This is a genomic window from Rhodoferax sp. (assembly GCF_030653815.1).
GTDB lineage: Bacteria > Pseudomonadota > Gammaproteobacteria > Burkholderiales > Burkholderiaceae_C > Rhodoferax.
Genome location: NZ_JAURYQ010000017.1, coordinates 101,080 through 108,916 on the forward strand (window position 1 = coordinate 101,080; position 7,837 = coordinate 108,916).

Annotated in this window: 7 protein-coding genes; 1 reads left to right on the forward strand and 6 read right to left on the reverse strand. The window is 59.9% G+C overall.

Annotated features, from left to right (window positions below; translation table 11 throughout):
• Positions 1-3 precede the first annotated feature (3 nt).
• On the reverse strand, positions 4-2,154 hold the full coding sequence (locus tag Q7U49_RS06645; RefSeq protein WP_304763334.1) for an FAD-dependent oxidoreductase: 2,151 nt from the start codon (positions 2,152-2,154) through the stop codon (positions 4-6).
• Between the two features lie 149 nt (positions 2,155-2,303).
• Between Q7U49_RS06645 and Q7U49_RS06650 the strand changes: the two genes are divergently transcribed.
• Positions 2,304-3,779, forward strand: a complete 1,476-nt coding sequence (locus Q7U49_RS06650; protein ID WP_304763336.1) for an IS66 family transposase — start codon at positions 2,304-2,306, stop codon at positions 3,777-3,779.
• A gap of 5 nt (positions 3,780-3,784) precedes the next feature.
• Here the strand turns inward: Q7U49_RS06650 and Q7U49_RS06655 are convergent, their stop codons facing one another.
• The 5 genes from Q7U49_RS06655 to soeB are packed head-to-tail and all read right to left on the reverse strand — an operon-like array spanning position 3,785 to position 7,732.
• Positions 3,785-4,606 carry a universal stress protein gene (locus Q7U49_RS06655; protein WP_304763338.1) on the reverse strand — a complete coding sequence of 274 codons (822 nt, stop codon included), beginning with the start codon at positions 4,604-4,606 and terminating at the stop codon, positions 3,785-3,787.
• Positions 4,607-4,608: 2 nt separating this feature from the next.
• The gene (locus Q7U49_RS06660; protein ID WP_300121954.1) at positions 4,609-5,052 is read right to left on the reverse strand and encodes a hypothetical protein; all 444 of its coding nucleotides are present in this window, start codon (positions 5,050-5,052) and stop codon (positions 4,609-4,611) included.
• A 13-nt stretch (positions 5,053-5,065) separates the two neighbouring features.
• Positions 5,066-6,031 (reverse strand): sulfite exporter TauE/SafE family protein, encoded by a 966-nt coding sequence (locus Q7U49_RS06665; RefSeq protein WP_304763340.1) that lies wholly within the window; start codon positions 6,029-6,031, stop codon positions 5,066-5,068.
• A gap of 12 nt (positions 6,032-6,043) precedes the next feature.
• Positions 6,044-6,985 carry a DmsC/YnfH family molybdoenzyme membrane anchor subunit gene (locus Q7U49_RS06670; RefSeq protein WP_304763342.1) on the reverse strand — a complete coding sequence of 314 codons (942 nt, stop codon included), beginning with the start codon at positions 6,983-6,985 and terminating at the stop codon, positions 6,044-6,046.
• 18 nt (positions 6,986-7,003) lie between these two features.
• Positions 7,004-7,732 carry a sulfite dehydrogenase subunit SoeB gene (gene soeB, locus Q7U49_RS06675; RefSeq protein WP_304763344.1) on the reverse strand — a complete coding sequence of 243 codons (729 nt, stop codon included), beginning with the start codon at positions 7,730-7,732 and terminating at the stop codon, positions 7,004-7,006.
• Positions 7,733-7,837: the final 105 nt, after the last annotated feature.

Sequence of the window (7,837 nt, forward strand, 5' to 3'; positions counted from 1 at the left end):
CGATTAGCCTCGCTTCCAGGCATGAAACCGTGCCAGCCAGGCCAGCACTTTTTGCGGTGCGTGCGCGCGTTTCCATTCACCTGCCACATATTTATTGGCCTCGGCCAATGTCGGGTAGGTGTGGATCGTGCCCAAAATCTTGTTCAAGCCCAAACCATGCTTCATCGCCAATACAAACTCTGCCAGCAAATCACCGGCGTGTTCGCCGACGATGGTCACGCCCAGAATGCGGTCTTTGCCTGGCACGGTGAGCACTTTGACAAAGCCGTGCGCTGTGCCATCGGCGATGGCGCGGTCCAGGTCGTCAAGGCCGTATTTGGTGACTTCATAGGGAATGTTCTTTTCCTTGGCATCCTGCTCATTGAGACCCACGCGCGCCACCTCGGGCTCGATGAAGGTCGCCCAGGGCACCACCGAATAGTCCACCTTGAACTTCTTGAAATCTCCAAACAGCGCGTTGACCGCCGCGTACCAGGCCATGTGGCCAGCCGTGTGGGTAAATTGGTAGGGCCCGGCCACGTCGCCTGCCGCATAGATGTTGGGGTACAGGGTTTCCAGATAGTCGTTCACGGCTACGGTACGTTGGGTGGGAATACCCAGGTCTTCCAATCCATAACCTTGTAAGCGGGCCACGCGTCCCACGGCACATAAAAGTGCATCAAACTCGATGCGTTTTTCAATTCCCTGATGCTCGACCACGATGAATTTGCGATCGCCTTGTCGTTCGCAGCGCAAAGCCTTGTGGCCGGTCAGAACGTCGATGCCGTCGCGGGTCAAAGAATCGCGGGCCAAGTCAGAAACCTCGATGTCTTCGCGAATCATGATGCGCGGCGCCATCTCGACTTGGGTTACCTTCGAACCCAGGCGGGCAAAGCTCTGTGCCAACTCGCAACCAATGGGGCCACCACCCAAAACGACCAGGCGCGCCGGTGGCGTATCAAGTTTGGCAAATTCGTCCCACAGCGTATCGCTGGTGACATAGCCGACGTCATCAAGCCCTGGCAGCAGTGGCACGAAAGGACGGGCACCAGCGGCAATCACGATGGAACGCGTGGTCAAACGCTGGGTGCCACCGTCATTCAATTTGATTTCAACAGTCCAAGGATCAACGATCTTCGCGTAACCTTGGAGCACTTCCACGCCAAGCTCGGTGTAACGTTCCACGCTGTCGTGCGGAGCCACAGCAGCAATCACCTCATGCACACGGGTCATGACCTTGCTGAAACTGAACTTGGGATCGACGGCGCTCAAGCCATAATTTTCGGCATGACGCATCTGACTGGCAATGCGCGATGACTTGATCAGGGCCTTGCTCGGCACGCAGCCGTAGTTCAGGCAGTCGCCGCCCATCTTGTGCGCTTCCACCAAAGTGACCTTGGCTTTCACCGCCGCCGCAATGTACGAAGTGACCAAGCCTGCGGCACCGCCACCGATGACCACCAGGTTGCGGTCAAAGGTTTTAGGGCGTTGCCACTTGGCATAGACGCGGCGACTCTGCAGAAAATTCATGAACTTTTTAGCCAACATGGGGAAGACTCCGAGTAGTGCAAAAGAAAGCAAGAGGCCGGGCGACACAATGCCCGACAAGCTGGTAATTTGGGCCAACTGAGTGCCAGCGTTGACATAGACCAAAGTGCCAGCCAACATGCCCAACTGACTGACCCAGTAGTAGCTCAGGGTACGCACCGGCGTCAAACCCATCAGCAAATTCACCAGAAAGAACGGGAAGATTGGCACCAGCCGCAGGGTGAACAGGTACAGCATCCCATCCTTGGCCATGCCTTCGTTCATTGCTTTGAGGCGGTCTCCAAAACGGCGTTGAATGGCTTCGCGCAGCACATAGCGCGATGCCAGAAAAGCCAAAGTGGCACCGATGCTTGACGCGAATGACACAATGACGGTGCCCACGGTCAGACCAAACAGGGCGCCTGCTGCCAGGGTCAGGATCACCGCGCCCGGCAGTGACAGCGCAGTGGCCACCACATACACGGCAAAAAATGCCAGACCAACACCCACAGGTGAGGCGGCACGTTGCGCTTCAAATTGCCCCAGACTGGCCTTCATGCCGTCCAGAGTCAGGTAGCGGTTCAGATCCAACGCAAAAAATGCAACCACCAACAAGGCGGCGGTAACAAGAATCAGTATTTTTTTCATGGGTTGCCCGAATTCGTTCGACTTCCGCTGGGCAACAAACTATCACCCTGTGCAGGCATAGTCGCAAACCGCACTCAGGTTCTTACACTTTGGGCAAAACGCATGGTAACTACTCAGCCCCCTGAAGCGATAAGCGAAAATTCTCGGCAATGCCAATCCCAACAAGTCTGAGTCATTTAAGCCACGCCGAAAAGGATGCGCTGATTTTGATGCTGCAAGAGCAGATCAAGGCGTTGCAGACAGCGGTCAAGCAATTGCAGTCGCAGCTTCACAAAAACAGCCGCAACTCCAGCAAGCCACCCTCGAGCAACGGCCTGAACAAGCCCGCACCGAAGTCATTGCGCGTTGCAGGTGACAAACCCACAGGCGGACAAAAAGGCCACCCCGGCAGCACCTTGTGCCAAGTCACCGAACCCCACAAAATCGTTGTCCACGACGTCCCGGACCATTGCCAGGCCTGCCAACAGAAATTGCCCTTTGCCTATGTAAGCGAAACCCGCCAGGTCTTTGATTTGCCCGTACTGCAATTTGAGGTGACCGAACATCACGCCATGCAAGCCATCTGTAGTTGCGGGCAGGTGCATACAGCAGAGTTCCCCGCCGGTGTGCGCGCGACGGTTCAATACGGCCCACGCGCACAGGCTGCCATGATGCATCTCAATCAAAACCATGCCGTCTCAGTGCAGCGCACGGCGGCCCTCATGCAAGACCTCTTTGGCCTGAGTGTCAGTCAGGCCACAGTTATCAAGGCGGGCGTAGCAAGTGCGGCCATCTTGCAGCCCACGGTTAATGCCATCGGCCAAGCCGCTGTCAACGCGGACGTGCTGCATGCCGATGAGACCGGGTTACGGGTGATCAAGAAGCTGCATTGGCTGCATGTGCTGGCCACCGACACGCTGACCTGGATGGGCTGTCACCCCAAGCGAGGAGGCGAGGCGTTTGAGTCTCTGGCGCTGCCACAGCAGTTCAAAGGTGTTTTGGTGCATGACGGCTGGATGCCCTACAAAGCATTGCAGTGCCAACACGCCCTGTGCAACGCCCACCACTTGCGCGAACTGACCTACCTTTTGGAAGAACAAGACCACGCCTGGGCAGGCGACATGATTGAGCTGCTGACGCACGCCAACCACCTCGATAACCTCAACTGCGCTGGCGGGCAATCACCGAACTACAGCTCACAAAAATATCAAACCGGAGTACGCGAACTGCGTGACCTGTATGAGGCCATCCTGGCGCAGGCTGAAGTGGACAACCCGGTGGTGACTTCTACTGGCAAGCGTGGCAGATCCAAGCAAAGCAAGGCCACCAATCTGATTGGCCGACTGCGCGATTACAAGGATGATGTTTGGCGCTTCATGACCCAGCCCGATGTACCGTTTACCAACAACCTGGCTGAGCAAGCCGTGCGTATGCCCAAGGTCAAGCAAAAAGTCTCCGGCTGCTTTCGCACCTTGCCGGGAGCGCAGGCCTACTCGTCATTCGATCCTATTGCGCCACCATGTACAAGCAAGGCGGAAATGTCTTTGAGTCGCTTGTGGCAGCATTCAAGGGTGCACCGCCTCAGCCCTGCTTCGCGTGAATTGGGTGCGGCTGGTGAAAACGGCCTGAGTAGTTACGAAAATTAAAAACATCAGACATGCAAGACAAAAACCGGCAGCTCCGACAGCCCCATTACCTTTTGTGCCACACCGCCAATCAGGGCGCGGCCAATCGAGGCATCACCGCGGCTGCCCATCACAATCAAATCGGCCCGGCAGGCGGCACTGGCCGACAAGATTTCGGTGTAGGCCTTACCCACCCGCACTTCGCCCTGGGCCACCAGCCCTTGCGCGCTGGCCTGCTTGACCACGCTGGCAACAAACACATCGGCGGCAGGGCGCTGGGCCTCGGTGCCCACCACACTCACCACATTCAGGGGCAACGCACATTCGCTCGCCACAGCGATGGCGGTTGCCACCACCTGCCGCCCGGATTCACCGGCCTCGGCCGCAACCAACACACGCTGTTGCCACAACTGTGCCTCACGCGGCACGATCAACACATGGCAAGGCGCGTGAGTGACCACCTTGCTGACCATCTCGCCGACCAGCAAATTGGCCAGCAAGCCGCGCTTGCCACGGCGGCGGATGATGACGACATCGCTGCCCTGCTGACGGGCCTCGTCAACGATTTCCTGGTAGGGCTCCTGGCCCCGGCGCAGACGCAGGTCGATGGCCACGCCAACGGCTTGAGCCTGTTGACGCAGCTCGGCAATTTTCACCGCTGCTTCCTGCTCGGCCTTGGCGGCAATTTGCGGTGCAATGGCCTCGAATTCGGGGTTGCTGACCAGCGGCAGCACGGTGGTCAACGGCAACTGGCAACGCTGGGCCAGGGCAAAGCCCATGGCCTCGGCACCGGTGTCATATTCGCTGTGCTCGGTGGCCAGCAGCAAGTGGGTGAACAATTGCGTCATGCTCAGTGACCTCCCGTCAGCAGCCCTGAGGCGGCCAACAACAACACCGCCAGAATGACCGCACAAATCACCGCATAAACCCTGTCCTTGCGCTTGGCATAAAGCAGCATCAGACCCAGCAGCGGCGCCAGGGAGCTGCCTGCAAGCAAAGCAATGCCGACCAGGTTGGCCAGGTCGCCATGATAGGCAAGTGCCACCCAGCCCCAACCCTGGGGAGTCGCGGTGCGTTGCAGGTAGACGTCGACCGGCAAGTTCCAAAGGCCGGGCAACTGGTCCAGCGGAACGTGCGGGGGCAGGATGCCAAAGATGTAAGCCGCAAAAGCCAGCAGCAGGGCCAGCACACCCAGGCGTGTGCTCCAGTCAAGCAACAGGGCGTAACGCCGGGACTCATCCCGTTGCTGTTGGGCGTGCAAGTGCTGCGCAGTGGTAAGTGTTTCGCTTGTCATGCTTGCTCAGCTTTCATATCCAGATTCCCAAACCCTTGAGCAGGGCGCGCACCCCGGCAAAAAGCAGGAGTGTGATCACCATCTTGCGAATCACCGAGCCCTTGAGCACATGCAGCAGGCGCGCGCCGATGCGTGCGCCCAGCATCATGCCGACCACCGACGGCACGGCAATCATCGGCAGCACCGCACCACGGTTCAGGTAAACCCAGGCGGCAGAAGAGTCCACCAGGGACAGCACCAGGCCCGAGGTGCCCGCCGACACCTTGAGCGGCACACCCATCAGCAAATTGAGCGCGGGCACATTGGCCCAACCGGCGCCAATGCCAAACATGCCGGCCATGACGCCGATGAGCAAAAACACAAACAGGCCCAGCGGCGTGCGGTGCACCTGCCAGTCAATGGCGCGCCCGGAGGCGCCGTCGATGAACACACCATGCATACCCAGGGCAGTCGACAGCCGGTCAGGCTGCGCCACATGCGGGAATTCTGATTTCTTGGCCGCCAGCATGAGGGCCACAATGCCCAGCACGATCAGGCCCAGGGCGATCTGAATGACCGAAGCCGGCAGCGCCAGGCCCAGCAAGGCCCCCGCGATCGAACTCATGCAGGCCAGCAGCGCCAATGGCAAGGCCAGCCGCACGCTGGCCAGGCCGCCACGCAGCAGCATGGGCCCGGCCGCCAAAGCGCTGGCCAATGCCACCAGCAGACCTGCCCCGCGCACAAAGTCCAGGTGAAACGGGAAAAAGCCGCCAATGATGGGCACAAACAACGTGCCACCGCCAATACCGGCGGGCACCGCCACGATGCCAATCAGGAAACAGGTGACAAACAGCGCCAGCGGCCAGAACCACCAGGGCATGGCGCTTGCGGGCACCACAGTATCGGCGGCGTGTGCGTGCAGGGCCGTCATCCCATAGACCGCAACCAACAGGCCCAGCTGTTGCAAACTGGCCAGCGTGCGGGTGAATAACTTGAGCATGTGCAAACGGGCTCAGGAAATGGTTTGGTAATACAGGTTTTGCGGGTGGTTGGCCTGCGCAAAGAAGAACCAGCGCTCGGCCAGCAAGCCAAGGTATTGCAGCGCAAAGGCCAAGAACAGCAAGGCAGTGGACGCGCTGCTCACGCCCAGCGCCAGGCATAGCAGCGGCAGCGGAAACACCAGCAGCAAGAACGCCCATTTGACCGAGCGCAGCAGCTGGGTGCTGCGGCCATGGAAGAACTCGCGGGTGTTGAACGAGCCGCCCATGAAACCCTGCGCCTTCTGCACAATGCGCGGGTGTTTGATGCCGATGGCGCTTTGCAGGGTGGACTTGGGCTTGAGCCGGGCATTGCGCATGAGCGAGGCGCTGCGCGTAACCCAGGCCAGCAGGGTCAGCACGGCAGCGGCAATGGCATAAGGCGTGACCAGCGTCGACATGCCGGTGCCGGCCGCCAGCAGCGTGGCCAGCGTCAAGCCCGAGGCGCAACCCAGCAGCAGGTAGTTGACCAGTGTCAGCGGACTGGCCCATTCCTGCAAAAAACGCACCGAGGCATACACCATGGCCATGGCCACAAACAGCGCCAGACACAACACCACGGTCACCGCACCGATCAGTTGGGTGTTGCCAACACCAAACCAATGCGCGGCAACATACAAAAACAGGCCCAGCATGAACAACGGCAGGGCAATCACCTCGCGCGACAACCAGGAGGTGCGCCACATGGTGGCAGTGCGCCAGGCGCGCTCGGGGTGCCCCAGGTGAAAAAACGAGGCCAACAGGCCCATCCCGGTGAGCACCAGTGCGACAAGGCTAGCCGTTGACAGGAACTGCCGGCTCTCTGCTGCAGAGAGTGCGCCCAGGCCACTGAGCTCGGTGCCGTACAGGGCCAGGAACAGCCCCTGCGCCGCACCGGCAAGCGTGGTTAAAAAGATCACGGAAAAAGCGGGTTGCATTAAAAGTCCGTCCGAGGTTCAGGTTGCAAAGTCTTCACGCCCGGCGCCACGGCCGGCGTGGTCGGGCTGTTTGCCGTCGAGCTTGAGCGGGTTGTCGACGCGCTCGAGGTCTTCCGGGTGAATGCGGATTTCGGTCTTGCGCCGCGGCAGGTAGTGGTTGGCCGGGCGCGTGCCCCACTCGGGCATGAGCTGGTAGCCACCGCGCTCGGCAATGGCCCTGGAGACCACCGACTCGGGGTCGTGCACGTCGCCAAAGAGCCGGGCGTTGGCCGGACAGGCCAGCACGCAGGCGGGCTTGCGCTCGGGCTCGGGCAACTTGGTGTCGGTGACGCGGTCGACACACAGCGTGCATTTGGTCATCACCTTGCGTTCTTCGTCGAACTCGCGCGCACCGTAGGGGCAGGCCCAGCTGCAGTATTTGCAGCCGATGCACTTGTCGTAGTCGACCAGCACAATGCCGTCCTCGGCGCGTTTGTAGCTCGCGCCGGTGGGGCACACCGGCACACAGGGCGGGTCTTCGCAGTGCAGGCAGCTTTTGGGAAAATGTACGGTTTGTGTGTTCGGGTATTCACCCACCTCAAAGGTCTGCACCCGGTTGAAAAAAGTGCCGTTGGGATCCGCCGCGTAGGGGTTGAGGTCGACCAATGCACCGGCCGTGCCGGAGGTGTTCCACTGTTTGCAGCTGGTCACGCAGGCATGGCAACCGACACACACATTGAGGTCGATGACGAGGGCGAGTTGGGTCATTTCGTGTCTCCCTTGCCCGCGAAATAGGCCTGGATGCGTGGCAGCACCTGGCGCATGCCGGGGGCTGCGGGTACCGCCTTGAACTGTGGAAATGTTTGTTCAGGC

Bases quoted from the DNA above. Each gene is read 5' to 3' on its own strand.
- Q7U49_RS06645 (WP_304763334.1), bottom strand. From the start codon at position 2,154: ATGAAAAAAATACTGATTCTTGTTACCGCCGCCTTGTTGGTGGTTGCA.
- Q7U49_RS06650 (WP_304763336.1), top strand. From the start codon at position 2,304: ATGCCAATCCCAACAAGTCTGAGTCATTTAAGCCACGCCGAAAAGGAT.
- Q7U49_RS06655 (WP_304763338.1), bottom strand. From the start codon at position 4,606: ATGACGCAATTGTTCACCCACTTGCTGCTGGCCACCGAGCACAGCGAA.
- Q7U49_RS06660 (WP_300121954.1), bottom strand. From the start codon at position 5,052: ATGACAAGCGAAACACTTACCACTGCGCAGCACTTGCACGCCCAACAG.
- Q7U49_RS06665 (WP_304763340.1), bottom strand. From the start codon at position 6,031: ATGCTCAAGTTATTCACCCGCACGCTGGCCAGTTTGCAACAGCTGGGC.
- Q7U49_RS06670 (WP_304763342.1), bottom strand. From the start codon at position 6,985: ATGCAACCCGCTTTTTCCGTGATCTTTTTAACCACGCTTGCCGGTGCG.
- soeB (WP_304763344.1), bottom strand. From the start codon at position 7,732: ATGACCCAACTCGCCCTCGTCATCGACCTCAATGTGTGTGTCGGTTGC.